The sequence below is a fragment of the Citricoccus sp. K5 genome (genome assembly GCF_902506195.1).
In the GTDB taxonomy this organism is placed as follows: Bacteria; Actinomycetota; Actinomycetes; order Actinomycetales; family Micrococcaceae; genus Citricoccus.
Genome location: NZ_LR732817.1, coordinates 1,105,798 through 1,130,729 on the forward strand (window position 1 = coordinate 1,105,798; position 24,932 = coordinate 1,130,729).

The window sequence follows — 24,932 nt, forward strand, 5'->3', positions numbered from 1 at the left end:
GAGTCAGCTACTGATCGTCCTCCGGGACGTTGTCGTGCCCGAACGGGTCGGGGTCCACGCCGGGCAGCCAGGTGTGGCCCGGCACCGTCCAGCCCTCGCGGCGCAGCGACTTCTTCCACCGCCGGGTCCACTTGCCATTGAGACGGTTGATGTAGAGGTATCCGTCGAGGTGGTCGTACTCGTGCTGCATGACGCGGGCGAACCAGCCGGTGCCCTCGAAGTCGATGTCGTTGCCGTCCACGTCGAGGCCGGTCAGGCGCACGTGGTCGGAGCGCTTGAGCGGGAAGCTGTAGCCGGGCACGGACAGGCAGCCCTCGGACTCCTCGTCCGGGTCCGGATCCTCCTGGGACGTCTTGCCGATCCGGGTCAGCACGGGGTTGATCACGTGCCCGCGTGCCGGGGCGTCTCCGGAGTCCTCGAAGGCCCACGTGAAGATCCGCAGTCCCACGCCCACCTGCGGTGCCGCCAACCCGACGCCGTGGGCGGCATCCTGGGTCTCGAACATGTCCGCCACGAGCGCCCGGATCTCGTCGTCGAGCTGCGTCACCTCGGCTGCCCGGCGGTGGAGGACGGGCTCGCCGTGGATGGTGATCGGGCGGATGGTCATGGCGGGGGATGCTCCTTCAGGTGCCGTGCGGGACAGCAGAGAGTCTAGTCTCCGCGGCGGCCGGTGCAGGCTACGGCACCAGGTAGGCGCAGGCCGCCACCACGTGCGCCCGGGTAGCGATCTCCAGCGTGGGGTCCAGGGCCGGGGCGAAGAACGGCGAGTGGTTGGCCGGGATGTCCGAGGACACCGTGCCGGCCTCCATGGCGGCTCGGAACGTCTCCGGGGCCACGGAACCCACGAACCAGTAGGCGTAGGGGATGCCGAAGGCGTCGGGGATGCGGCTGAAGTCCTCGGAGGCGGTGGCGGGCACGGCCTCGAAGACCTGGCCCGGAGCGAAATGGTCGGTGAAAGCCTCGGTCACCGTCCGGTGCGCGCCGGCATCATTGCTGGTCAGCGGGAACTGGTCGTAGTACTCGAACTCCGGCTCACGGGGTGCGCCGGCGGCGGCACACTCGCCACGGACGATCCGTTCGATCGAGGAGATGACCTTCGCGCGCAGCGCGGGATCATAGGTTCGAAGGTTCAGCAGCAGTTCGGCGCGGTCGGGGATGATGTTGGACTTCGTGCCGGCATTGGAGGCGCCCACCGTGACCACGGCGAACCGGCCGGGCTCGGTCTCCCGGGACACGATCGTCTGCAGTCGCAGCACGATCGAGGCGGCGAGCACCACCGGGTCCACGGCGGTGTGTGGCATCGACCCGTGGGCTCCGCGCCCGTGCACGGTGATCTTCAACGAGTCGCCGGCGGACAGTATGGGGCCGGGCGCGGTTCCGATGGTGCCCGCCTCGGCGGGCATGACGTGCTGGGCCAACGCGACGTCGGGCCGGGGCACCCGGGCCGCGAGGCCGTCGTCGAGCATGGCCTGAGCGCCGGCCGAGTTCTCCTCCGCCGGCTGGAACAGGGCGATGTACGTCCCGGACCACGCCTGACGATGCTCGGACAGCAGCCGGGTTGCGCCCAGCAGGGCGACGAGGTGCATATCGTGGCCGCAGGCGTGCATCACGCCGTCCACCGTGGAGGAGTAGTCCAGACCAGTGTCCTCGGTGACCGGGAGAGCATCGATGTCCGCGCGGGCCAGGACCGTGGGCCCAGGGCCGTTCTCGAGGACGGTCACGACGCCGGTGCCCCCGATGCGCAGGGACTCCAGTCCCAGCCCGCCCAGCTCGGCCTCGATGCGCTCCGCAGTCCGGTGCTCCTGCAGGCTCAGCTCGGGGACCTGGTGGAAGAGCCGGTAGAGATCACGTTGCCAGTCCAGCTGGCGATCAATGGTGTCCAGGAAGGGGATGGTCTTCAGAGGTCCACGACCTCGAACTCGAGCAGTTCGGCGCCGGTGGCCACGGGTTTGCGCTGTTCGCCGTCCGGCCCGCCAGCAGATCCGTCAGCAGGTCCGCCATGGGCTGCCGCGGCCCGGTGGTCCCGCCAGTCCTGGAAATCGGCCTCGGTGGCCCACTGGGTGACCACGAAGTAGCGGTCGTCACCGGCGGTGGGGCGCAGCAGTTGGAAGCCCTCGAACCCGGGGGAGCTGTCCACCGCGTGCTTGCGGGCGGCGAAGCGGGACTCGAGTTCGGAGCCGGATCCCTCGGGGACGCTGATGGCATTGATCTTCACGACAGACATGGAAGGGCCCTTTCGATGGCGGCGGTCACGGCCATCCTAAGGGCACGGTTGCACGGCAGCGGTCGGTGGGAGGAAATGACAGAGGCCCGGACTTCCGTAGAAGTCCGGGCCTAAATCTGGGGTGAGTAACGGGGCTTGAACCCGCGACCTTCTGGACCACAACCAGACGCTCTACCAGCTGAGCTATACCCACCATGCTGGTCCGCTGAACGGACCTTGACAGCGCGTTCCATCATACATGGATTTCGCGGTGGGTCCGAATCGGCCCCGGCGACCGGCCCGGCCTCGGCTCAGGCCTCCGGAGCGGCCGCGGTCTGCAGGCCGGCGGCGATCCGCTGTGCTGCCTTCGAGTCCGGGCCGGGAGCCGGCACCATGACGGCCTCACGGTAGTACCGCAGCTCGTTGATGGAATCGACGATGTCCCCGAGCGCGCGGTGCCCGCCGGTCTTGGCCGGCGCCTGGAAGTAGGCCTTCTGATACCAGCGTCGGGCCAGCTCCTTCAGGGTGGACACGTCCACGATCCGGTAGTGCAGGTGGTCCGTGATGGCCGGCAGGTCCCGGGTGAGGAACAGCTTGTCCTGACCCACCGAGTTCCCGGCCAATACCGCCTTGCCCGGCTGCGGGCAGTGCTGGGTGATGTATGCCATACAGGCCTCGGACGCCTCGGCGAGGGAGACGCCGTCGTCCAGCCGGTTCAGCAGCCCCGAGGTGGTGTGCATGTCCCGGACGAAGGGGACCATCTGGTCCAGTGCCTCACGCGGGGGTTTGATGACCACCTCCACACCCTCGCCCAGGACGTTGAGCTCGGAGTCCGTCACCAGGACGGCGATCTCCACCAGTGCGTCCTTGACGGGGTCCAGCCCGGTCATCTCACAATCGATCCATACGAGGTTCTCTGCAGTAGCTGCCACGCCTCCCACAGTAGCCTGATGCCCAGTGGTACTTTGTGGAAGGCCCGGAGACGGCCCGCCAAGCCACGGAAGGAACCCGCCTGCGATGAATGTGTCCGGCACCCGGACGGAACGTTCTTCCGCTTCCTGGACGGCCTCGGTGTGGATCCCGGCCGTCCTCGGCTTCGTCGGCTCCGTGGCCGTGATGGCCGGGTCCCTGTCCGTCGGCTGGCTGGCGTCTGTGTCACCGATCAACCGCTGGGGCTGGCTGATCCCGTGGCGCACCACTGAATCCGGGGTCATCACCGGAACCGTGGTGCTCACCCTTGGCTGCTGGCTCATGTTCTGGGGCTGGCTCCGCCTGGGCCAGGTCCTACGGCCCTTCGGTGCCGGCACATTGCGGATCGTCACGCTCACGACGACGGCCTGGATCCTGCCGCTGTTGGTCTGTCTGCCGATCTTCTCCCGGGACATCTTCGCCTACATCGGCCAGGGCCGGCTGATGATCGCTGGCCGCGACCCCTACGAGGACGGCATCTCCACGCTCTCCAACTGGTTCCAGCTGGGCGCGGACACCACGTGGGCGCAGACCGAGACCCCCTACGGGCCGGTGTTCCTGTGGATCGAGCAGCTCGTCATGGCCGTGGCCGGACCGGACGACCCGGACCTGGCCATCTTCCTGTTCCGCCTCGTCGCCGTGGCCGGCGTGGTGCTCCTCATGGTCTACGTTCCCAAGCTGGCCGCCCTGCTCGGCACGAATGCGGCCCGGGCGCAGTGGATCACGGTGGCGAACCCGCTGTTCCTCATCAGCTTCGTGGCCTCCGGTCACAATGATGCTCTGATGGTCGGCCTGGCGGTCGCCGGCGTCTGGTACGCGGCGACCAACCGGGGGCTGCTCGGTGTCCTGCTGGTCACCGCCTCGCTCGGCATCAAGCCGATCACCATGGTGCTGCTGCCCTTCATCGGCCTGCTCTGGGCCGGCCGGGGCGCCAGCTGGGCCCGTCGCTTCGGCTACTGGTTCCTGACGGCCGGCATCGCCGGAGCGATCATGGTGGTGGTCGGGTTGTTCAACGAGTTCGGCTTCGGGTGGCTGACGGTCATGCTCGGCACCGGCACCGGCTCCGTGCCCTGGTCGCCAGTCGGGATCCTGGCCGAGGGCACCAAGGTCATCCTCGGCTCGCTCGGATTCGAGGACGATTGGGTGCTCGACGCCTTCAAGACCGCCGGCCGGCTGCTGTCCATCCTCATCGTCGTCTGGCTCATGTTCCGCGGTCGGCACGAACACCTCATGCAACGGCTGACGTGGGCCTTCACCGCACTGGTGGTGCTGACGCCGATCATCCAGCCCTGGTACCTGCTGTGGCTCCTCCCGTTCTTCGCCGTCCTGGGGATCCGCAGTGACTGGCAGCTGAAATGGGTCGTGTTCACGGTGGCCTTCTTCGTGGCCTTCGGCGCCGCCGACCAGCTGTTCGTGTGGCAGTTCCTCGGCATCGGTGAGCAGCTGGCCCACCTGGCCACGTTCCTGTCCTGGGCCTGCATGCTGTGGATCCTGCTGTTGGACCCCTGGACCAGTTCCATCCTGAAGGAGGAATGGCACGTGCGGGCCGCACTGCGCCGGACGGTGGACCGGATGAGGGGCCGCGACTCCGCCGACGCCTCCACCGGAATTCCTGACCGGGCGGCGGCCCGGACGGAGGACGAACGGGCAGACCAGGGGACGACCCCCTCGTGACCGTCTCCGAACCCACGGGCGCCCCCTCCGGAGCCCTGGCCGGACTGCGACGCCGGCTCGGCGCCTTCCCCTTGACCCACCGTCTGGTGGGCGGCACGGACGAGGAGACCGCCCCGAGCCTGTGGCAAGGCCTCATCGGATCGCTCCTGATCATGATCGGTTCCTGGGGTGTCGGCTGGCTCGCCATGACGCCGACCTCGGTCTTCGCCCGGACCACCGTGCTCAACCCGCTCCGCGTGGAACCGGTGGGCGTGGTGGTCTGCGCCATCCTCCTGGTCCTGGGGTCCCTCCTGCTGGTGCGGGCGTGGCTGAGGCTGGGCCAACGCCTCGAGGGCCGCTGGGCCACGGCAGGGCCGGTGGTGACCCGGGCGACCTGGCTGTGGGCCGCCCCGCTCATGGTGGCCTTCCCCGTGTTCTCGCGGGACGTCTACTCCTACCTCAGCCAGGGGCGGCTCCTGCATGCCGGACTGAACCCCTACGAGGACTGGATCTCCGAGCTGCCCGGCTGGTTCATGCAGGGTTCGGACTCCATCTGGGCCGAATCACCCTCGCCCTATGGCCCCTTGTTCCTGCTGATCTCCCGGGCCGTCTGGTTCCTGACCGGTGGGAGCCCCGAGCCGGCCCTGCTGCTGTTCCGCCTGGTCTCGGTGGCCGGGCTGGCGCTGTGCCTCTGGGCGGTGCCGCGACTGGCCCGGCGGTTCGGTACCGATCCCGGGTGGTCGGTGTGGATCTCCGTGGCCAATCCGCTGTTCGCGCTCTACATGATCGCCGCCATCCACAATGACTCGCTGATGGTGGGCCTCTTGCTGGCCGGATTCGTGCTCTTGACCCCGGGGGCATCGCGCGGCCGCAGCCTCGCAGGGCTCGTGCTCGTGTCCCTCTCGATCGCCATCAAGCCGTTGACGGTCCTCGCGCTGCCCTTCGCGGGCCTGTTGCTGCTCCGGGGTGCTCCGGGGTCTCCGCGCTGGGGGTCACGGGTGAAGGTCTGGACGTGGTGCCTGCTGGTGGCAGGGGCGGTGCTGACGGGCATGGGGGCCCTCACCGGTCTTTGGTTCGGGTGGATCCCGGCCATGCTGACCTCGGGCGATGCCGCCTTCCCCTATGCGCCCTTCGGGATCCTCGGTCTGGGGGTCGGCTGGGCCGTTGATGCTGTGGCCGGCACGGAGATCCGCCCGGTGGCCGATCTCGTCTACACGCTGGGCAAGGTGGCGGCGATCGGCTTCACCGCTTGGCTGGCCCTCACGCGCCGGCCCGTCCACCCCGTGCTGGCCACCGGCCTGGCCCTGCTGGCCGCCGTCCTCCTCGCCCCGATCATCCAGCCCTGGTACCTGCTGTGGGTGCTGCCGATGTTCGCCGTCGTCCGGCGCTGGCACGGGTGGCCCGTGTGGACGCTGTACCTGTTGGTCATGGTGCTCGTGGTGGTCGGCGTGGTGGACCAGCTGTCCGTGGCGCAGTGGATCTCCCTGTTCTGGGTGCGGATCACCGCTGCGGCCGTCGGACTCGCCTATATGGTGTTCATTGTCTTTCTCGATCCCAAGACGTCCACCCTGTTCCCCTTCACCGCACGGTGGAGGTCGCGAGGACGTCCGGACGCCACCACTCACCAGACCAATCAGGAGACCTTGTGAACCAGACCGGACCAGCGAAGGCCGCACCCAGGGCGGGCTCTCGCGCAGGCTCCCGTGCCGGCGGCCCGGATCGTCGGCTGCTGCTGGTGCTCGTGGGAGCAACCCTGCTGGCGGCCGTGGTGGCGGTGCTGTCCAAGCAGTGGTGCCGTCTCAACGGCTGGGAGGCCCCGGGGGTGCACATCCACATGTGCTATTCGGATTTCGGACAGCTCTTCCCCACGCGTGGCCTGGCCGAGGGGTACTTCCCGTTCTTCACGCCGTTGCCCGAGGACCAGTGGATGGAATACCCGGCGCTGCTGGCCGTCGTCGCCGGGGTGACCTCGTGGTTCGTGCCCCAGGACGGGACGCTCCTGGAACGGACGGTCACCTACTTCGACATCAATGCGGTCGGTGCCCTGCTCTGCTGGCTGATCGTCGTGGTGGCGACCGCCTACACCGCACGCGGCCGGTCCAAGGACGCGCTCATGGTGGCGGTGGCGCCGGGCATCATCCTGACCTCCTTCCTGAACTGGGACCTGTGGGCCGTCATGCTGGCCGCCCTCGGCCTGCTGCTCTGGTCCCGCAGCCATCCCGTCCTCGCCGGTGTGGCACTCGGCCTCGGAGCGGCCATGAAGCTGTATCCGCTGTTCTTCTTCGGCGCGATCCTGGTCCTGTGCTGGCGTGCCGGGAGACTGGGTGTCTTCTTCAAGTCCCTGGCCGCCGGTGCGGTGGCCTGGCTGGCCGTCAACGTGCCCTTCATGTTGACCGCCTTCGACCAGTGGAGCCGGTTCTACACCTTCTCGGGGGACCGTGAGGTGTCCTTCTCCTCGATGTGGCTGGCCTTCACGTGGACCGGCTGGTCCGGCGAGACCTTCTCCCTGGTCTCCAACGGGTTGTTCGCCCTGTCCTGTCTGGGGATCGCCTACCTGGGGCTCTCGTCCTGGCACCGGCCCCGGATGGCCCAGCTGTGCCTGCTGATCGTTGCTGCCTTCATCCTGCTGGGGAAGGTGTACTCACCACAGTTCGTGATGTGGCTGATCCCGCTGGTCGTGCTGGCCCGCCCGAACTGGCGGCAGTTCTGGATCTGGCAGGCGGTGGAGGTCTACCACTGGGGCGGCGTGTGGATGGAGTCCGCCCGCATCACCTCGGAGGGCGCCTTCGGTGGGGGAGCGCTGTGGATTCCGCTCTGGTACGGGTCCGGGATCGTGCTGCACATGGCCGCTGTGATCTGGATCTGCGTCTCCGTCATCCGGGACATCCTCGACCCCGACCGTGACCCGGTCCGCCGCTCCGCGGCGGCTGGTGCGTCGTGGGACGCTGCCACCACGGCCGACTCAGCCCTGGAGGCCTCACCTTCAGCTGTCCGTCCGCTCCACGACCCCTCAGCGGGTGTCCTGACGGACGAGCCGGATCGATTCCTGTTGCCTCCAGCGGGCCGTGGCCGTGTCCTGACCGGCTGACCCCATGCCGCCCGGCCAGGGCGGGCTCGCCGTCCTCGCTCTATTCGACCGGTCCCTCCGCCATCCTGCGGGCGCGCAGCACGAGTTCCAGTTCGAACCGGACCGCCGGTCGATCCAGCTCGCCGCCGAACAACTCCCGCAACTGGGCCACTCGGTACCCCACTGTCTGCGGGTGGATGCCCAGTTCATGGGCCACGGGATTGCGCTGGCCCCAGTGCACCAGCCAGGACAGCAGGGTCTCCTCCAGGGTCGCGCGCTTCGTGTCGCTGAGCCCATCCAAGGGTGCCAGTCGCCGCGCGGCCAGGTCCGCCATCACCTGGGTCTCCGCTCCGAGGACGATCTGTGCCAGGTGGTCTGAGGCGAAGACCGGGTCTCCGTCCCCCGCGGACTCGGTCTGCAGCTGTGGCAATTGAGCGGCGACGAGCCGTGCCACGCGGTGGGAGTGCGCCACCCCGTCCCACTCCACGGAGGGACCGAGAACGGCGGAGGTGCCGGCGAAGACCTCCCGCAACCGGGGGCGCAGGCGATCGGACTGTGGCGCGGCCACGATCGCCGTGGCCTCGGACTCGCGCTCCACCACGATCCCCGAGGTGCCCAGCCGGGTGCGGACCCCGGACGCCGCGGCCAGGGGCAACACCACCGCCGCCATACGCTGGGGCAGGTGCCAGTCGGCTCCCGAGGCCAGCCGCCGGACCTCATGGACCTCCGTCCCGCCGCCCACCAGCGCCGCCACGAGGTCGGCACGCCGCAGCTCGAGGGCGCCCGCGTGGGCCGATTGCTCCACCGCGTAGGCCTGGACACTCACTGCGGACAGCTCGTCGATGTACGCCAGGATCGTCTCCCCGAGGTCCACCACCACATCCATTGCCATGCCCTGCTCGGCACACGCCTCGGACAGGCCGCGGAACGTGATCCGGGCGCTGGTGCGGTAGGCCGCCAGCAGGGCGTCCATGCTGCGACCCTGGCGGTACTCACCCGCTCCGAGAGCCGCCACCAGTTCGCGCGACTCCTCGTTCAGGGCAGGATTGGCCGTCCCCGGCAGGGACAGCAGCTGCTCCAGGGCACCCTGCACACCGAGGAAGAGCACCTCGCTGAACCGCTCGGTCCTGGTGATCTGATAGGCGGGGATCTGATTCGGCACCGTCTGGATGATCTGCTCGACGACGGCGGGAACGGCGGGTGCCAACAGTTCCGCCAGCTCCGGGGGCAGCGTCAGCCACGGCGGTCGGGAGGCGTCCCGGGCATCGGCGATCCCTCGGGAGCGCTGCGCCTCAGGGGTTTCCCGCACCTGTGGTGGCGGGGGACCGCCGGCTAGCGGATGCGACGGCAGACTATCCTCGGACGATAAGTTCATGGCGGTAATCGTATCCGTTCGGTGCAGAAGTTAGTTGACGGGGCGCATATGGTGGACATATGGCTCGTCGTCCCCTTGTATCCGTCATCTCGCTCTTCTCTTCCGTCTTGGCGACGCCCCGTTCGCCTCGCGATTTCCTGGCGCTGTTGGACCCGGTGCACTCGTCTCGGCAACTCCGCGGCATCGTCACCCACGTCTCCCGTCCGGTTCCCGGTACGGCCACCATCTCGTTCCGCACCGGCCCCGGCTGGAAGTCCCATGAGGCCGGCCAATGGGCCCGTATTGGCGTGGACGTCAATGGGGTGCGCCAGTGGCGCTCCTACTCCCTCTCCGCCGCCGCGGGGGAGGATCCGGAGATCACCGTCACGGATATCGGTAAGGTCTCCGGTGCCCTGGTTCGCAACACCGAACCCGGAGATGTCCTGTTCCTGGACCGTCCGGAAGGTGACTTCACCCTTCCCGAGCACCCTCGGTCCCTGTTGATGCTCACCGCCGGCTCCGGTATCACCCCCGTGATGTCCATGGTCCGTACCCTGGTGCCGCGTCGCCCCGACGCGGACGTCGTCCTCATCCACTCCACCCGCACGTCCGACTCCTCCCCGTTCCGCGAGGAACTGGACGAGCTGGCCCAGCAGTTCCCCGGACTGCGGGTCCACCACCACGCCACGGCGGACGAGGGCCGCCTCGATCTGACCGGCCCCAATGCCGTGGACGCCCTCTGCCCCGACTGGCGTGACCGTGCGGCCTACGCCTGCGGACCCACGGGCTTCCTCGACGACGCCGAGGATCTCTGGGAGCGGGAGGCCGGTTTCGGCGCGGCCGGGCTCAAGATCGAGCGCTTCCAGGCTGACCTGGCCGGCGGCGTCGCCGGCGCGGGCGGCTTGGCAGTCTTCGAGAACTCTGACCTCGAGGCGGAGGCTGCAGGGGACATCCCCTTGCTGGAGGTCGCCGAGGACGCCGGCGTGGCAGCCCCCAGCGGGTGCCGCATGGGAATCTGCCATGCCTGCCTGATCCCGCTGCGCTCCGGTCAGGTCACCGACTTGCGCACCGGTGAGGTGCACGGAGATCCCGGTGAACTCATCCAGACCTGCGTCAGTGCGGCCGCCGGCCCCGTCAGCCTTGCTTTGTAGCGGATGCCAGGGTCTGACGATCCTCAATCCCGCCACGCACAATCCCAGACCATCCGACGCCCACCTCTAGGAGCCTCGTGTTCAAGACCAACACCCATACCAAGACCATCAGCGAACCGGACACGGTCAGCTGGGCCCCGGGCCGGGGCAAAGGCCCCGACGGTCCGCCGCAGCCGCGTCCCGAGACGCCGGGCCGGCGTCGTGCCCCGGGAAGCGGTGCTCCGCGGCCGGGCTCCCTGGCGGCCACCGGCAGTCCCACCGTGCGCCCACCGGCAGCCGCTCACCTGTCCGACGAGCAGGTAGCCGATCTCGGCCGTGAGCTCGACGCCGTCCGGGACGCGGTCCTGGCGGAGCGCGGGGACACGGACGCCGCCTACATCCGCAAGGTCATCCGCTGGCAGCGGGCTCTGGAGTTCGGTGGGCGGACCTGCCTGCTGGGCGCCAACAACAAGCTGGCCTGGGTGGCGGGAACCTCCATGCTGACGGTGGCGAAGATCATCGAGAACATGGAGATCGGGCACAACGTCCTGCACGGTCAGTGGGACTGGATGCGTGACCCGGACATCCACTCGACCACGTGGGAGTGGGACTTCGTCACCCCGTCCAAGTCCTGGCAGAACACCCACAATGACATGCACCACCGGTGGACGAACGTGATCGGCAAGGACCGGGACGTCGGCTACAACGTGCTCCGTGTGGACCGGGACCAGCCCTGGGAGCCGAAGCACATCCTCAACCCGGTCATCAATGCAGGCCTGGCCCCCGTCTTCGAATGGGGCATCGCGCTCTACGACCTGGAGCTCGACCGCGTCAAGACCGGCGAGAAGTCCAAGGCCGAGCTGATGCGGGACCTGAAGACCGTCGGGGCGAAGGCCGCCAAGCAGTTCGCCAAGGACTACGCGGCCACGCCGGTGGCCGCCCAGGTGCTGACCGGTTCCGGCCTCGCGGCCCTCTTGGCGACCGGCACCGCCAACGGACTGCGTAACATCTGGGCCCACGCCGTGATCTTCTGCGGCCACTTCCCGGAGGGTGCGGAGACGTTCACCGAGGAGATGGTCGAGGGGGAGACCCGGGGTGACTGGTACGTCCGCCAGATGATCGGCTCGGCCAACATCTCCGGCTCCAAGGCCATGCATTTCATGACCGGCAACCTCTCCCACCAGGTGGAGCACCACCTGTTCCCGGACCTGCCGTCCAACCGCTACGCCGAGGTGGCCGTGCAGGTCCGCGAGATCTGCGAGCGCTACGGGCTGCCCTACAACATCGGACCCCTGCACAAGCAGGTCGGCTCCACCTGGGGCAAGATCTTCCGCCTGGCGCTGCCGAACAAGGCCTGACCCGCTGTCCCCACGGAGGGAGGCGGCCCGGAGTCAGGGGACGTAGGTGGCGCAGACCGGGTCCACCGGCCGGTCGCGGTGCAGCACCCAGATGCCGTGGTCGTCCTCCGTGACGGGCTCGTAGCCCAGCCGCTCCGCGCGGTCCAGGGCCTCGTCCGGGGTCAGCGGATCCCAGCCGCCGAGCTCCTCCACGGTGGTGTCGATGATCATCCACGTGGCCAGTTCGTCGCCCATGTCCCCGTGCAGGCCCACATAGGTCCGGTCCACCAGGTGCGGCACGGCGTTGTCCGCGGCCTCGACGCAGACATCGTCAGGGATGGACTCCACGGCGCGGTCCAGCGCGTGGGCCCACTCGGTCATCTGCCAGTTCTGACCGGTCACCGTGCGGTGGAACGGGAAGACCTGCGGGAAGACCGCGGTGCCCAGCACGCCGCAGCCGAGCAGGACCGAGACGAACACGAGGGGCAGCCGCCCGGGCTGCTCGACGCCCGGGGCACCCGGGCTGGCGGTGGCGGCGGAACCGGTGCGCCGTCGTCGTGCTGGGTGTGAAGAATCAGCGGACGGCTGACGGCGTGCCTCACGCCAGGCGCCGATCCGGGCGAGGGCCTCGAGCGCGGCCAGCAGGAAGATCGGGGCCAGGATCGCGTCGTACTGGTAGACCGGGCTCCACACGTTGAGCCGGTCGTTGAACAGGCGGGAGAGCAGGATCGGTGCGCCGATCAGCGTGTATGGGGATAGGAACGGCAGCAGCCACAGCGCTACGAAGTGCAGCAGCCACAACCCGATCTTCAGCGGGTGGTCGAACAGGACGGCGACGGCGTCGAAGGGCTGGGACAGGATGAATGCGATCGAGGACCCCATGTCCGGGCCCAGCGCCGTGAACTGCCAGTAGCCGAACTCGCCCTCGGGGGAGAAGCGCGGGATCACCACGGAGGTGGCGAAGACGTAGCCGGCCACCCCCAGGACGGCGGTCACCACGGCGGGCAACCAGGCCCGCTTGATCGCCAGCACCATGGCGATGGCCAGCAGCGTGATACCCATGTCCTCGCGGACCGTCAGCAGGGACACCGCGAGGAGGGTGGCCAGCCAGTACCGGCGGCCGTCGATGGCCCAGATGATCCAGGCGGCGATCGGCACGCCGAAGGAGACCTCGTGGAAGTCCCAGTTCACCATCGCCTGGAAAGGCCACCACAGCAGCAGGGCGGCGGCGGCGACCAGCGCGGTGGCGTGGCGGAAGCGACGGCGGACGAAGAGATAGACCGGGATGGCGGTGGAGACCAGCAGAGCGGTCATCGCGATGCCCAGCATGCGGGGGTCGTCCCAGATCCAGTACAGGGGGGCCACCAGCGCGATGACCGGGTGGAAGTGATCGCCGAGGATGTTGAAGTCCACGCCCTTGATGGGCACGATCGGCTCCCGGAACAGCGCGTACTGGCGCACGGCTTGGTCGAAGATCCCGAGGTCGTACCCCTTGGCCTCGAAATTCCGGAAGCGCAGGAACGAGTGGACCAGGTAGAGGACCGCGGCCACGGCCATGACGGCGCCCAGCTGCCACCATTGGCGGCCGGTGGTGCGCGGACCCACGGTCACCGCGCCGTCACGGCGGTCCGGTTGGCGGCCGATCACCCAGCGGGGCGTCCGCCGCGGGGTGCGGACCAGCGAGGGTGCCGGGGCGTCGGTGGGACCGGAGTCGTCAACGGCGGGATTCTGCTGCACGGGCCACCTGGGGGATCGGAATCGGGACATCCCCTCCATCGTAATGACCCCGGGTGGGCCGGCGGCGCCACTGTCCTCCGGCCGGCGCCGCGCGGCGCCGGCCGGAATCGTGCCGTGGCTACTCGACCAGCTTGCCGTCCTGGGAGACGTCCCGGATCAGTGCGGCGATCTCCTCCGGCACCGGCGGGATCTGCTCGCGCGTGATCCCGCCGGTGGGTGACCAGACGAGGTTGACCTGCAGTGCGGGATCAGTGTCCGGGAAGTCGCTGCGGTTGTGGCAGCCGCGCGTCTCGCGGCGCTCCCGGGCAGCCTCCAGCGTCGCCCGGGCGGCCAGGGCCGAGGCCTTGAGGTCGAAGGCGTGGGCCAGGTCCTGGTATCCGGCGATGTCCGGGTGGATGCCGACGTCCTGCAGGCGCGCCTCGATCGAGTCCAGCTCGGCCAGTCCCGCCGAGAGTCCTTCCTCACTGCGGACGACGCCGGCGTGCTCGGTCATCGTGTTGCGGATGGCCCGCTGCAGGGCACGGACGTTCTCCTGCCCGTCCGCGGCCAACAACTGCTCGATCTCGGCGCGGGCCGCGGCCACGGCCTCGGGAGAGCGACGCTGCGCATCGAGACCGGCGGAATGCTCGACGGCGGCCTGGCCGACGATGCGTCCGAACACCAGCAGCTCGATCAGGGAGTTCCCGCCCAGCCGGTTGGCACCGTGGAGTCCGGAGGAGGCCTCGCCGATGGCATAGAGGCCCTCGACGTCGGTGCTGTGGTCCTCGGGCCGGACCCAGACCCCGCCCATGGAGTAGTGCGCGGTCGGGGCGATCTCGATGGGATCGGTGGTGATGTCCAGCATCTGCAGTTCGAGCAGCGTCTGGTAGACGCGCGGCAGACGCGTCATGATCGTCTCCCGCGGGAGGTGGGAGACGTCCAGCCACACGCCCCCGTTCGCCGTGCCGCGGCCCTCCTGGATCTCGGTGTAGGCGGCCAGGGCCACCCGGTCACGCGTGGAGAGTTCCATCCGTTCCGGATCGTAGGCGGCCATGAAGCGCTCTCCGCGGCCGTTGCGCAGGATCCCGCCCTCGCCGCGGGCGGCCTCGGAGACCAGGGTGCCGGCCGCGTTCTCGGGCTCGATGATGCCGGAGGGGTGGAACTGCACGAGCTCGGGGTCGCGGAGCCGGGCCCCTGCCTCCACCGCCAGGCGGAACGAGTCCCCGGTGTTCTCGTCGCGGCGGGAGGAGGTGCGCCGCCAGATCCGGTTGTGTCCGCCGGCGGCGAGGATGACCGAGTCGGCGTGGATGAGGTAGCGCGTGCCGTCCTGGACGTCGAAGCCGTAGGCGCCGAAGACCACGTTGTCCCTGACCAGCAACCGGGTGATGTAGACGGTGTCCAGGATGGGGACCTCGAGCTGCTCCGCCCGGTTCACCAGGGTCCGCTGGATCTCCAGTCCCGTGTAGTCGCCGGCGAAGGCGGTGCGCCGGTAGGTGTGGGCGCCGAAGAAGCGCTGCGAGATGCGGCCGTCCTCCTCGCGGGCGAAGGCCATGCCGTAGCGGTCCAGGTCGGTGATGCCCTGCTCGGCGCCGCGGGCGACGATCTCCGCCGTGTGGGGGTTGGCGAGGTGGTAGCTCTCCTTGATGGTGTCCGCCGCGTGCTGCTGCCAGCTGTCCTCCGCGTCCATGGTGCCCAGGGCTGCGTTGATGCCGCCGGCAGCCAGGGAGGTGTGGGCGTCCTGCCGCGGGCGCTTCCCCACGGCCAGGACGTCCACGCCCCGTTCGGCCACCTCGATGGCGGCGCGCAGCCCCGAGCCGCCGGTGCCGATGACGAGGACGGTGGTGGAGATCTGGTGTTCGGCCACGGCGGTGGGGCGTCCGGTGGGACGTGCCGTAGGGGGCGCTGTGAGACGTGCTGTGGAAGTCATGGAACCACCGTAGAGACACCATCCTTCATTACTCCAATGAATAATAAGAGTGGAGACGATACGCTTTTACTATGACCATGAACCTGGAACAGCTGCGGGGCTTCGTGGAGGTGGCCCGGGTGGGGCACTTCACCCGTGCCGCCGAGGCCCTGCACCTGACCCAGCCCTCGCTGAGCCGGCAGATCGCCACCCTGGAGCACGACCTGGGATCCGAGCTGTTCCACCGGGCACGGGGGCACATCACCCTGACGGCCGCCGGGGAGACCCTGATGCCCCTGGCACGCCGGATGCTGGCCGATGCGGAGACAGTGCGCCGGGAGATGGCGGAACTGGCCGGCCTGCAGCGCGGCCGGGTCCGCCTCGGAGCCACCCCGACGCTGTGCGTGAGCATCGTGGCCGATGCCCTGGCGGCCTTCCACGCAGCCCACCCGGGGATCGAGCTGCACCTGACGGAGCGGGGCTCGCGCGGGCTGATCGACGAGCTGTCCTCCGGGGCCCTTGACCTGGCCCTCGTCATCACCTCGGACGCCCATCCGGCGACCGCACCGAGCCTCACCCGCAGCCGGCTCCTGACGGAGGAACTGGTGGTCGTGGGCGGCGGGGACGCACCCTTCGGAGCGCGCACCTCGGTCACGCTGGAGGACCTGGCCGGCATGCCGCAGATCGTCTTCCCGTCCAGCTATGACCTCCGCGGCACCCTGGACGAGGCCTTCCGTGCCGCCGGGCTCATACCGACGGTGGTGCTGGAGGGCGCCGAGATGGATGCCGTGCTGCGATTCGTGGAACTGGGGATGGGGGTGGCGCTGGTGCCGGCCATGGTGTTGGGGGACCGCCCCGGCCTGCGCTCGGTCCGGCTGACAGAGCCCCGGCTCAGCCGGACCATCAGTCTCGCCCGGCGCCAGGACGTGCAGCCCACGCGCGCCGCGGCGGCCATGCACCGGATGATCCTGCGGACTGCCGATGCGCTCGCCGCCGGGGATCGGGGCCTGGGCGGCCTGGTCTGCCGCGCCGGATGACGGCGAAGTGCCCCAGGAGGGAGTCGAACCCCCGACCAAGAGATTAGAAGGCTCCTGCTCTATCCACTGAGCTACTGGGGCTGGGCCCCGTCATTCTAGCGGGATGGCCCTCCTCCACAGGAAACCGTCCCCGGTGGGTTGTCCACGGATCAACGGTGCCACCCTGTCGCCGCAGTGCCGGTGCGGCTGTGCTGGAAGGGCAGGAAGTTCTCTTCCTGCCGCCGTCGGACACCCTGGCCGACGGCGGCCCCTCGCCGGCCGCGGGCCGGCTCACCGAAAGGCACCAGCATGAGTCAGCACATCACCGTCCGCGGCTTCGTGGCCACCGATCCGACCATCCGCAACGCCCAGGCCGGGTTTCCCGTCGGCAACTTCCGGCTGGCCGCCACGGACCGGCGCTTCGACCGCGAGCAGAATGCGTGGGTGGACGGCAACACGAACTGGTTCACCGTCAATCTCTTCCGCAGCCTCGCCCAGAACGCCTTCACGTCCCTGCAGAAGGGCCAGCCCGTGGTGGTCACCGGCCGGCTCAAGGTCCGTCCGTGGGAGACGGAGGAGCGTTCCGGGACCGCCGTGGAGATCGAGGCGGACACCATCGGTCATGACCTGTCCCTGGGTACGGCCACCTTCCAGCGCTCCTCCGGGCGGCCGGGCGAGGTGGCGGCCGGAGCGGCGGAGACCGGGACCGCGTCGGGCGAGTCGGCTGGGCCGGTCGGTTCAGACGGTCCCAGCGAGGAGGCCTTCGATCGGGAGACCGGCGAACTGCTGGGCCACGAGGGCGCCGGGGCCGGGGCCGCCGAAGGTGCTGAGGGCCCGGACGCTGGAGAGGACTCGGCGGACTCGCACGCCCTGTCAGCGGCCTGAGGGCCCCCGGTGGCCGCCGGACGCAACGGATGCGGGCATTCCGGCGGCCACCCACTAGCCTTGGGCCCATGGCGGAATACATTTACAGCATGGTCAAGGCCCGCAAAAAAGTGGGCGACAAGCTGATCCTGGATGACGTGACGATGGCCTTCCTCCCGGGAGCGAAGATCGGCATGGTGGGCCCCAACGGCGCGGGCAAGTCCACGATCCTGAAGATCATGGCGGGGCTGGACACGCCCTCGAACGGAGAGGCCCGGCTCACTCCGGACTACAGCGTGGGCATCCTCATGCAGGAACCCGCGCTGAACGAGGAGAAGACCGTCCTCGGCAACGTCCAGGAGGGCGTCGGCGAGATCTACGGCAAGATCCAGCGCTACAACGAGATCTCCGAGGCGATGGCCGATCCGGATGCGGACTTCGACGCGTTGATGGAGGAGATGGGCAAGCTCCAGGAGCAGATCGACGCCGCTGACGCCTGGGACATCGACTCCCAGCTCGAGCAGGCCATGGACGCCCTGCGCTGCCCCCCGGGCGATGCGGACGTCACCAACCTCTCCGGTGGTGAGCGCCGCCGCGTGGCGCTGTGCAAGCTGCTGCTGCAGAAGCCGGACCTGCTGCTGCTCGACGAGCCCACCAACCACCTGGACGCCGAGTCGGTGCTGTGGTTGGAGCAGCACCTGGCCGCGTACCACGGTGCTGTGCTCGCCGTGACCCACGACCGGTACTTCCTGGACCACGTGGCCGAGTGGATCTGTGAGGTGGACCGCGGACGCCTGTACCCCTACGAGGGCAACTACTCCACGTACTTGGAGAAGAAGCGCGCCCGCATGGAGATCCAGGGCAAGAAGGACGCCAAGATGGCCAAGCGTCTGTCCGAGGAGCTCGACTGGGTACGCTCCAACGCCAAGGGGCGTCAGGCCAAGTCCAAGGCCCGTCTCTCCCGCTACGAGGAGATGGCGTCGGAGGCCGAGAAGACCCGCAAGCTGGACATGGAGGAGCTGCAGATCCCGCCGGGCCCGCGGTTGGGCAACCAGGTCATCGAGGCCACGAACCTGCAGAAGGGCTTCGGCGATCGCGTGCTGATCGATGGGCTGTCCTTCTCCCTGCCGCCGAACGGCATCGTCGGCATCATCGGCCCCAACGGCGTCGGCAAGACCACCCTCTTCAAGACCATCGTCGGCTATGAGTCCCTCGACGGCGGAGAGCTGAAGATCGGCGAGTCGGTCAAGATCTCCTACGTGGACCAGTCCCGCGGCGGAATCGACCCGGAGAAGTCGCTGTGGGAGGTCGTCTCCGAGGGGCTGGACTACATCAAGGTCGGCCAGGTCGAGATGCCGTCCCGCGCCTACGTCTCGGCGTTCGGCTTCAAGGGCCCGGACCAGCAGAAGAAGGCCGGTGTGCTCTCCGGTGGTGAGCGAAACCGCCTGAACCTGGCGCTGACCCTCAAGGAGGGCGGCAACCTGCTCCTGCTGGATGAGCCCACCAACGACCTCGACGTGGAGACCCTGACCTCCTTGGAGAATGCCCTGCTGGAGTTCCCGGGCTGCGCCGTGGTCATCTCCCACGACCGGTGGTTCCTGGACCGGGTGGCGACGCACATGCTGGCCTACGAGGGCACGGAGCAGGATCCGGCCAACTGGTACTGGTACGAGGGCAACTTCGAGTCCTACGAGGCCAACAAGGTGGAGCGGCTCGGCCCCGACGCCGCCCGCCCGCACCGCGTGACCCACCGCAAGCTCACGCGGGACTGACGGACCGACGGACTGACCACCTCAGGCGCCCGGTTCAGATGGTCGCGAGCCGGGCGTTCTGCAGTGTGTCCCCATAGTGCTTCCGCACGTCCATCTTGCGCTCCAGGTCGGCGATGACCGCGACGGCGAAGTCCTCCCCGTAGAGACTCTGGCAGGAACCCAGCCCGCCCGGGGAGAACACGTTGATCTCCATGAGCTTGTCGCCCACGATGTCCAGGCCGACCAGGAACATCCCGTCGGACACCAGCTTGGGCCGGACGGCCTCGACGAGGTGCAGCATCTCGTCCGTGAGGTCAACCCGTTCGGCGTTTCCGCCGGCCGACATGTTCGACCGGACATCGTTGGACGTGTTCCGGCGGCGGAATGCGGCGGTCTTCCCGTTGACCGTCAGGGGCCGGCCGTTCAGGAGGAAGAGACGCACATCGCCGTTCTCGGCCTCCGGCAGGTACTCCTGGGCCACGATGTAGCCGTCCCGGCCGATGGCCTCGATGATCTGGGAGAGGTTGGGCGACTCCCTGCGGTTCACCAGGAACACCCCCGACCCGCCTGACCCCTGTAACGGCTTGAGCACCGCCTTGCCGCCCATGTCATCGATGAAGTCCGAGATCATGGATTCGTCCCGGGAGATCAGCGTGCGAGGACGTACTACCTCGGGGAAATGCTGGAAGTAGGCCTTGGACAGCGCGTTGGCCAAGGTGTGGGGGTCGTTGGCCACCAGCACCCCGGAGTCGGTGATCAGTTGGCCGAAGGCGACGGCGGCGGTGGGCGCCCAGGGCCGGTCCACGGCGTCGTCGGCCGGGTCATTGCGCAGTAGCACCACATCGAAGTCGTTCACGGCGACCTGCCGCTCCGTCGCCGGTCGCTGGATGTCCTGTAGGTAACGCTCCAGGGAGCGGTAATTCTTGTCCGCCCCCCCGCGGGCCAGCACGGACAGGGTGCCGTCGGGCTCATAGGCGAAGTCGCCCGTCCCGGTCAGCAGGACTTCATGGCCGGCCCGGGTGGCTGCCAGGGCCAGTCGGTTGGTCGTGTAGTGGGCCTTCTCCGTGGCGACGTCGTTGACAACGAATCCGATTTTCATACGTGCTCCGATCGTTCGGGTGCCGGTGGGCGCGGTGCGGGGGTGGTGGCGGCCGGCGAGAAGTGATGAGCGCCGGGTCAGCGGAATGTGCTCAGGCGTTGACGAACGCCGTGGGGTCGTCCAATGCGGCAGCCCGGCCGAGTCTGGCCGTCGCGTCCTGGTCGTCCAGCCACCGAGGCTGGAGCAGCGCCGGCTCCAGGACCCCTCGCTCCTGGAGATCGTCGATGAGCGGCAGATCCTCCAGGGAGAACTTGCCCAACAGCAGCAGGTCGAGGCTGCCTCCCCGGCGCAGGTGCCCCAGGAGATCGAGCATGCCACGCAAGTAGATCGCGTCCTTGGTCAACCCCCCGGCGCGGTACGCACGCATGGTGGTGGTGAAGGCGGACGAGGCAGGGACACCGTCCGCCACGAGGGCCGAGTGCGCTTCGGCAAAGGTGGCCCCGGTGACCATGCGGTGCACTGTCAGTACCCGGGAGGCCAGCTGCCGCAGCCGGAAGGCCGTGAGCCCGCCGCAGGCAACCTCCGCGAGCACGGCCAGGCCCTCCTGCGTCTCGTCATAGCGGGCCAGCCCGGTGCCGAGGATCTTGATGGGCTGGGCGGAGCCGTTGAAGTGGGTGACCAGGTGGGTCCCGACTTCATGCTGGAGCAACGCGTGGGCGCGGGCCTTTCGGACCTTGGATTCGGGTCCCAGGAGCAGTGAGTTCCCCGAGACCATCACCCCGGACACGTCGTCGCGGATCTCGGCGTGCATCTCGATGTCCGGGTCCTGCTGGCGGTAGTGGTCTATTTCCTCCCGGGCGAGGTCGAGGAATTCCTTCGCCCCGAGGCTACCGGCCGACGTCGATTCCGTGGCCGTGACCGTTTCAAGGATCAACTCGGCCGAGCGCCGCAGGTCCGGAAGGATGGCCCCGTAGAGTTCGATACTCAGCGGCATGAAGTCCTCGGTGTCACGGGCTGCCAGCATGTCGAGCTGCAGGGACATCTCCTTGTGCTTGTTGCGCAGCAGGGTGCCCAGCACCGTATCGTCCACCAAGTGGATCGGTACGTCCTCCAGCACCCGCTTGAGCACCTCGGGGTCGTCCACCACGTCGCGGTAGACGAACTCCGGCAACTCGCCGGTGGCGAGGAATTCGGTGCGTGCCTGCTCCACGTTCATCGGTGTGATGTCCAGCAGGAACCGAATGGAGCCGGACAGCAACGCCAACTCATGGTCGATCGCCCGGTCCCGGGTTGAGAGCCCGACGACGGCCCGAGGGTCGTCGATTCGTGTGCCGTCCTTCCGCTTGACCCCGGTGCGCTGGCCTTCAGCCTGATTGCGCCCGGTCTTCTTGTCCTCGGAGCTGGTGGGCTTCTTGGCACTCATGGTGTCGGCACCTCGACCTCCCTCAGCGCGGCGGTGACGGCCGGGACGGTGCGTGCCAAGGCGTCCGCCAGTTGCGCCAAGTGCTCCTCGTCGACGTCTCCGGTCCACTCGTCCATGAAGGTCTTCTTGAACTCCAGGGCCAGGACGCAGGCGGTGTCCGGGTACTGCCGGTGGGCCCAGCGGCCCTCGTTCTGGCCCCAGAACCGGACGTTCTCGCGAACATCAAGCCTGCGTCCCGTGGCCGGGATGACCTCGGTGGACATCGACTCGATGAAGGCGTCCACCACCGGGTTCCAGGGTTCGCGGTCCAGGGATCCGGTCCCGACGTTCACGTCGGGGTTCCCCTCCTGGGGTGCCGGGCCGGCGTCGGGACCGTCCCGGCGGTGGTTGTAGCTGTGCAGGTCATAGACCACGAAGGGTCCCCGGGCGGCCATCGGGGCGATGCGGTGCGCCAGCTCCTCGTACCAGGCGTCGTGGACCCGCCGGCTCCGCTCGGCCACGTCGTCCGGCAATTGGCCGTCCCTCCAGACGTCGAGGCCCCAGGAGTCATCCGGGTCCAGGTACACGGCGGTGTCGCGTGCGCGGTTGAGATCGGCTTCGAACCGGGAACGGTGCATGACCATGCCCGAGTCCAGTCCCGAGCCGATCCGGTCCGTATGCGGGTCCTCCTCGCGGTAGCGGGTGGCCTCGTCCAGCACCATCAGGTCCCGGACCTCAGGGCGCAGGTCGTGGCCGGCGTGGACCGCCGTGAAGACGATCTGGCCGTCCCAGGGGCCGAGCACCGTCAGGAGATCGGGGTTCCCGGAACCGTTCGGGGTCGTCAGGGTGTCGTCGTCCATCCCTTCAACGTAGACCACCAGCCCTGGAGGTCGGCCAGTTTCCACCGACTGCTTAGCCGGCCGCTGACCACCGGCCGGCTACCGACGTGGCCGGGAGGCGCCCTTCAGGAGCAGGCTCTGGACCGAGTTCTTCACCCGGTACTGCAGATCGCCGGGTACCCGGATCATCCCCTCCTGGGCCACCGAGGCCACCAGCCGGCCGTCACGCGAGTAGATCCGTCCGTTGCTGAGCCCGCGGGCCCCCTGCGCCGAGGGACTGGACTGGACGTACAGCAGCCACTCGTCCGCGCGGGCCGGCCGGTGCCACCACATGGCATGGTCCAGGGACGCGACCGAGATCCCGGGCCGAACCCAGGAGATGCCGTGCCGGCGCAGGATCGGCTCGAGCAGGGTGTAGTCCGAGGCATAGGCCAGGGCCGCCCGGTGCAGGTTCGCATTGCCCTCCATGGCGGAGAACGTCTTCATCCACACCATGTTGGTGGCCACCTCCCTCCGGTCCGGGGCGATCTCGATGGGTGGATCCACGTGCCGGATGTCGAAGGGCCGGGCCCAGGACCACTCCTGCGCGATCGGATGACGCATGCGGCCGAGCCGGTCCGAGGTGGACGGCAGGGACTCCGGATCGGGCACGCCCGTGGGCATGGGTGACTGGTGCTCCAGGCCGGACACGGGATCCTGGAAGGAGCTGATCAGGGACAGGATGGTCTTGCCCTCCTGCATCGCCTGGACGCGACGCGCGGAGAAGGACCGACCGTCACGCAGGGTCTCGACGGCGAAGGTGATGGGCAGCAGGGCGTTGCCGGGGCGGAGGAAGTACCCGTGCATCGAGTGGATGCCACGCTCCTCGTCCACGGTGGCGATGGCGGCCATCAGGGACTGGGCCATGACCTGCCCGCCGAACACACGGCCGCGAGCCTGCGGTGGAGTCTCACCGGTGAAGAGGAGATCGCCGGTGGCGGCGTCCTCGCCAGCCGGCGCCAGGTCCAGGACGCTGCGGAGCACATCGGTCGGATCCTCCGGGAAGTCGTTGCGCCCCTTGTGGACCTTGCCAGTACCCATGAATGCCCCTTCGCTGTCTCCGAGCCGTCTGGCTGTTGTGGCCAGTCCGACGGCGTCGGTACCGGCCGGTAACCGTCCCGGAAGTCTACTCCGCCGGCGTGGAACCGCCGCGCTGACCTGCCCCGGGGGATCGTCCGGGTGATCTGTCTCCGGGGCCCGACGATGGGACAATGGATCCCATGTCCTCCTCACCCGACGATCCGTTCCGTCCCGACTCCACGTCCACCCGAAGCCCGGCCGGCCCGGAACTGCATCTGGAGGACCTGGAGGCGGCCAAGGACCTCGAACGGTACGCCACACGGGCCAGGACCATGGCGGACACGGGCATGCGTCTCCAGGTGGCCGGCAACGTGCTCGCCTCCTGGGTCTCCGTGCTCCACCCCCGGGGACTGGGGGACCGCGTTCCGGTGGCCTTGGGCCTGCGGACAGTCCGGTTGGTGGAGGGCCGGCATGACGGGATCGATGCGGTCTATGCCCTGTCCTCCGTGCTGGAGCGCCTGGCCCGCATGGCCGCCACGGGATCCACGGCCTTCACGCTGCCTCCGGCGCCCGAGAGCGCCCCGTGGACGGCCGTGACCCCGCCCCGGGGCGGATGGACGCCGGTGGCCACCGTGGAGGATGGCGAACTCCAGCAGATCGCCCGGGACGGGATCCGAGAGCTGGCCGACGCACTGCCCCAGGACCCGGGGGCCTCCATGGTCGCCCAGGCTCGCGCCGCGGTCTGGGGGCGGCTGTTGGGAGGCTCATCGGCGGAGCCCGGTGACGGCTTCCTGCCGGCCGGAGCGGCCTTCGCGGCCCACGGTCTGGGCTTCCTCAGCCCGCAGGGTACGACGGCGGTCCACACCTCGGGTCCCTGGGTGCGCCTCTCGAACGCGGCCGGGTACGTGCTCTGCCGTCAGCCGATGCTGCTCTAGGCCGAGTTCACCATCGAGTGGGCCGCCCGCTCCAGGTAGTCCCAGAGGGTCTCCTCCAGCAACGGTGCCAAGTCGAGGGAATCCACGGCTGCCCGCATGTGCCGCAACCAGGTGTCCCGGGCCGCGAAGTCCACGGTATAGGGCGCGTGCCGCATCCGCAGCCGAGGATGGCCGCGTTGTTCGCTGTATGTCTTCGGCCCGCCCCAGTACTGCTCGAGGAACATCCGCAGCCGTTCCTCGGCCGGGCCGAGATCCTCTTCGGGGTACATGGCCCTGAACTCGGGGTCCGCCGCGACCTGCTCGTAGAACACCCTGGCCAGCTTCACGAAGGTCTCGTGCCCGCCGACCTGCTCGTAGAAGCTCGCGTTCTCCGGCTGGGCTTCCGCATCAACACGAGCGCCAGCTGCTCCACTTCCACCGGCAGCGGCGCCAGCACCTCCACCGGCGCTGGCAGCGGTGCCGGACGCGGGAGCCATCACCTGCGGCGGTCGCTGGCCGGTCGACGCGGTGGGCCGGTCCTGCAGGCCGGTCACCTGGCTGGGGGCCTTGCCCTGGCGCGGCTTCAGCACCGCGATGGGCGCGCCCAGGCGGCTGCCGAACTCCGGCAGGTTCTGGTTCTGATGGCGGCGCACCTGCTGAGGCTTGATGGTGACGGGGAAGCTGACGGATCGGGCGATGAAGCACTGCTCATG

At 68.9% G+C, this 24,932-nt stretch carries 21 protein-coding genes and 2 tRNA genes; 9 read left to right on the forward strand and 14 right to left on the reverse strand.

Annotated elements, in window-relative coordinates:
• Positions 1-7: 7 nt before the first annotated feature.
• The 5 genes from def to orn all read right to left on the reverse strand — a co-directional run bounded on the left by def (position 8) and on the right by orn (position 3,135).
• Complete coding sequence (gene def / locus BOSE125_RS04905; protein WP_159550572.1) at positions 8-607, reverse strand: peptide deformylase; 600 nt, start codon at positions 605-607, stop codon at positions 8-10.
• 70 nt (positions 608-677) lie between these two features.
• Entirely contained in the window at positions 678-1,901 is a 1,224-nt protein-coding gene (locus BOSE125_RS04910; protein WP_159554720.1) for an amidohydrolase, read from the reverse strand.
• Entirely contained in the window at positions 1,898-2,224 is a 327-nt protein-coding gene (locus BOSE125_RS04915; RefSeq protein ID WP_159550574.1) for an antibiotic biosynthesis monooxygenase, read from the reverse strand. Before BOSE125_RS04915 ends, BOSE125_RS04910 begins: the two co-directional genes overlap by 4 nt.
• 117 nt (positions 2,225-2,341) lie before the next feature.
• A tRNA-His gene (locus BOSE125_RS04920) sits at positions 2,342-2,417 on the reverse strand.
• A gap of 97 nt (positions 2,418-2,514) precedes the next feature.
• On the reverse strand, positions 2,515-3,135 hold the full coding sequence (gene orn, locus BOSE125_RS04925) for an oligoribonuclease (RefSeq protein WP_159550576.1): 621 nt from the start codon (positions 3,133-3,135) through the stop codon (positions 2,515-2,517).
• An 85-nt stretch (positions 3,136-3,220) separates the two neighbouring features.
• Here orn and mptB (BOSE125_RS04930) point away from each other — a divergent pair, with 85 nt between their 5' ends.
• From mptB (BOSE125_RS04930) to BOSE125_RS04940, 3 genes are read left to right on the forward strand one after another with little or no spacing between them, the layout of a single operon-like run.
• Entirely contained in the window at positions 3,221-4,846 is a 1,626-nt protein-coding gene (gene mptB / locus BOSE125_RS04930) for a polyprenol phosphomannose-dependent alpha 1,6 mannosyltransferase MptB (protein ID WP_201301136.1), read from the forward strand.
• Positions 4,843-6,474 (forward strand): polyprenol phosphomannose-dependent alpha 1,6 mannosyltransferase MptB, encoded by a 1,632-nt coding sequence (gene mptB, locus BOSE125_RS04935; RefSeq protein ID WP_159550578.1) that lies wholly within the window; start codon positions 4,843-4,845, stop codon positions 6,472-6,474. Before mptB (BOSE125_RS04930) ends, mptB (BOSE125_RS04935) begins: the two co-directional genes overlap by 4 nt.
• The gene (locus tag BOSE125_RS04940) at positions 6,471-7,913 is read left to right on the forward strand and encodes a glycosyltransferase family 87 protein (protein WP_159550580.1); all 1,443 of its coding nucleotides are present in this window, start codon (positions 6,471-6,473) and stop codon (positions 7,911-7,913) included. Before mptB (BOSE125_RS04935) ends, BOSE125_RS04940 begins: the two co-directional genes overlap by 4 nt.
• A gap of 40 nt (positions 7,914-7,953) precedes the next feature.
• Here the strand turns inward: BOSE125_RS04940 and BOSE125_RS04945 are convergent, their stop codons facing one another.
• Positions 7,954-9,201, reverse strand: coding sequence for a helix-turn-helix domain-containing protein (locus tag BOSE125_RS04945; protein WP_236557816.1), 1,248 nt, complete (start codon positions 9,199-9,201; stop codon positions 7,954-7,956).
• A gap of 125 nt (positions 9,202-9,326) precedes the next feature.
• Here BOSE125_RS04945 and BOSE125_RS04950 point away from each other — a divergent pair, with 125 nt between their 5' ends.
• Both BOSE125_RS04950 and BOSE125_RS04955 read left to right on the forward strand, forming a co-directional pair.
• Positions 9,327-10,397, forward strand: a complete 1,071-nt coding sequence (locus BOSE125_RS04950) for a ferredoxin reductase (RefSeq protein ID WP_159550584.1) — start codon at positions 9,327-9,329, stop codon at positions 10,395-10,397.
• 77 nt (positions 10,398-10,474) lie between these two features.
• Positions 10,475-11,734, forward strand: a complete 1,260-nt coding sequence (locus tag BOSE125_RS04955; RefSeq protein ID WP_371300571.1) for a fatty acid desaturase — start codon at positions 10,475-10,477, stop codon at positions 11,732-11,734.
• A gap of 33 nt (positions 11,735-11,767) precedes the next feature.
• On the opposite strand, the gene BOSE125_RS04960 is transcribed toward BOSE125_RS04955, so the two are convergent.
• Positions 11,768-13,270, reverse strand: a complete 1,503-nt coding sequence (locus BOSE125_RS04960) for a DUF2079 domain-containing protein (RefSeq protein ID WP_159554724.1) — start codon at positions 13,268-13,270, stop codon at positions 11,768-11,770.
• A 298-nt stretch (positions 13,271-13,568) separates the two neighbouring features.
• Positions 13,569-15,356: an L-aspartate oxidase gene (locus tag BOSE125_RS04965; protein WP_236557818.1), complete on the reverse strand. Its 1,788-nt coding sequence runs from the start codon at positions 15,354-15,356 to the stop codon at positions 13,569-13,571.
• A gap of 77 nt (positions 15,357-15,433) precedes the next feature.
• Here BOSE125_RS04965 and BOSE125_RS04970 point away from each other — a divergent pair, with 77 nt between their 5' ends.
• On the forward strand, positions 15,434-16,372 hold the full coding sequence (locus BOSE125_RS04970; protein WP_159554728.1) for a LysR substrate-binding domain-containing protein: 939 nt from the start codon (positions 15,434-15,436) through the stop codon (positions 16,370-16,372).
• A gap of 8 nt (positions 16,373-16,380) precedes the next feature.
• Here BOSE125_RS04970 and BOSE125_RS04975 read toward each other — a convergent pair.
• Positions 16,381-16,453 (reverse strand) — tRNA-Arg (locus BOSE125_RS04975).
• 207 nt (positions 16,454-16,660) lie between these two features.
• Between BOSE125_RS04975 and ssb the strand changes: the two genes are divergently transcribed.
• The gene (ssb, locus tag BOSE125_RS04980; protein ID WP_159550586.1) at positions 16,661-17,236 is read left to right on the forward strand and encodes a single-stranded DNA-binding protein; all 576 of its coding nucleotides are present in this window, start codon (positions 16,661-16,663) and stop codon (positions 17,234-17,236) included.
• A gap of 68 nt (positions 17,237-17,304) precedes the next feature.
• The gene (ettA, locus tag BOSE125_RS04985; protein WP_159550588.1) at positions 17,305-18,987 is read left to right on the forward strand and encodes an energy-dependent translational throttle protein EttA; all 1,683 of its coding nucleotides are present in this window, start codon (positions 17,305-17,307) and stop codon (positions 18,985-18,987) included.
• A gap of 34 nt (positions 18,988-19,021) precedes the next feature.
• Here ettA and BOSE125_RS04990 read toward each other — a convergent pair whose 3' ends face one another.
• The 4 genes from BOSE125_RS04990 to BOSE125_RS05005 all read right to left on the reverse strand — a co-directional run bounded on the left by BOSE125_RS04990 (position 19,022) and on the right by BOSE125_RS05005 (position 23,326).
• Positions 19,022-20,065: a glutathione synthetase gene (locus BOSE125_RS04990; protein ID WP_159550590.1), complete on the reverse strand. Its 1,044-nt coding sequence runs from the start codon at positions 20,063-20,065 to the stop codon at positions 19,022-19,024.
• Positions 20,066-20,156: 91 nt separating this feature from the next.
• Positions 20,157-21,428 (reverse strand): flavohemoglobin expression-modulating QEGLA motif protein, encoded by a 1,272-nt coding sequence (locus tag BOSE125_RS04995; RefSeq protein WP_159550592.1) that lies wholly within the window; start codon positions 21,426-21,428, stop codon positions 20,157-20,159.
• A complete protein-coding gene (locus tag BOSE125_RS05000) occupies positions 21,425-22,267 on the reverse strand; it encodes an N-formylglutamate amidohydrolase (protein WP_159550594.1) in 843 nt (280 codons plus the stop codon). Before BOSE125_RS05000 ends, BOSE125_RS04995 begins: the two co-directional genes overlap by 4 nt.
• 78 nt (positions 22,268-22,345) lie before the next feature.
• A complete protein-coding gene (locus BOSE125_RS05005) occupies positions 22,346-23,326 on the reverse strand; it encodes an acyl-CoA thioesterase II (protein ID WP_159550596.1) in 981 nt (326 codons plus the stop codon).
• Between the two features lie 179 nt (positions 23,327-23,505).
• On the opposite strand from BOSE125_RS05005, the gene BOSE125_RS05010 reads away from it, so the two are divergent.
• On the forward strand, positions 23,506-24,240 hold the full coding sequence (locus BOSE125_RS05010; RefSeq protein ID WP_236557819.1) for a hypothetical protein: 735 nt from the start codon (positions 23,506-23,508) through the stop codon (positions 24,238-24,240).
• Here BOSE125_RS05010 and BOSE125_RS05015 read toward each other — a convergent pair.
• The gene (locus tag BOSE125_RS05015; protein ID WP_201301264.1) at positions 24,237-24,716 is read right to left on the reverse strand and encodes a globin; all 480 of its coding nucleotides are present in this window, start codon (positions 24,714-24,716) and stop codon (positions 24,237-24,239) included. The two genes, BOSE125_RS05010 and BOSE125_RS05015, sit on opposite strands and share 4 nt — an antisense overlap.
• Between the last annotated feature and the right edge of the window lie 216 nt (positions 24,717-24,932).